This window comes from Allobosea sp. LC85, assembly GCF_000735605.1.
In the GTDB taxonomy this organism is placed as follows: domain Bacteria; phylum Pseudomonadota; class Alphaproteobacteria; order Rhizobiales; family Beijerinckiaceae; genus Allobosea.
This window is the reverse complement of the sequence record NZ_JPKG01000035.1, coordinates 1-977: the sequence shown is the minus strand read 5'-3', so window position 1 is coordinate 977 and position 977 is coordinate 1. Positions and strand designations below refer to the sequence as shown.

Below are 977 nucleotides of genomic sequence, written 5' to 3'. Positions count from 1 at the left end.
TTCAACCACCCGCTCAACATGGTCAGCCACAAGCTGGCGCCGGCGATCGCGACGAATAACCGCCTCGTGCTGAAGCCGACCGAGCTGACGCCGCTGACCGCGCTGGCGCTCGCCGATGTGCTCTACGAGGCCGGCCTGCCGCCCGAAATGCTCTCGGTCGTCACCGGCAACCCCTCGACCATGGGCGACGCGATGATCACCGACCCCGATGCCGATCTGGTGACCTTCACCGGCTCGGTGCGCGTCGGCAAGCACATCGCCGCCACCGCCGGCTACAAGCGCATCGTGCTCGAACTCGGCGGCAATGACCCGCTGATCGTCATGGAGGACGCCGATCTCGACAAGGCGGCCGAGCTAGCCGTCACCGGTGCGACCAAGAATTCCGGCCAGCGCTGCACGGCGGTGAAGCGCATCCTGGTGGTCGAGAGCGTCGCCGATGCCTTCTCCAAACTGGTTGTCGAGAAGGCGAAGACGCTGAAATGCGGCAACCCGATGGATCCGGAAACAGATGTCGGCACCGTCATCAACGCCCGCTCGGCCGCCCTCTTCCAGGCGCGCGTCGACGACGCCGTGACGAAGGGCGCCGAAGTGCTCTACGGCCAGCGGGCCGAGGGCGCGCTGTTCCATCCGACCGTGGTCGACCGCATCCCCTATGCCTGCGAGCTGGTGCATGAGGAAACCTTCGGGCCGGTGATCCCGATCATCCGCGTGCCCGACGACATCGCCGAGGTCATCCGGATCTCGAATGCGACGGCCTATGGCCTGTCCTCGGGCGTCTGCACCAACCGCTTCGACTACATCCAGCGCTTTGTCGCGGAGCTGGAGGTCGGCACCGTCAATCTCTGGGAGGTTCCCGGCTACCGCATCGAGATGTCGCCCTTCGGCGGCATCAAGGATTCCGGCCTCGGCTACAAGGAGGGCGTCGTCGAAGCCATGAAGAGCTTCACCAACGTCAAGACCTGGTCCCTGCCCTGGAC

At 65.6% G+C, this 977-nt stretch carries 1 protein-coding gene; it reads left to right on the top strand.

Translation table 11 applies throughout. The features are described from left to right. Positions 1 to 977, top strand: a 977-nt coding sequence (locus FG93_RS18380; protein WP_043236940.1) for an aldehyde dehydrogenase family protein, incomplete at both ends; no start/stop codon positions are given.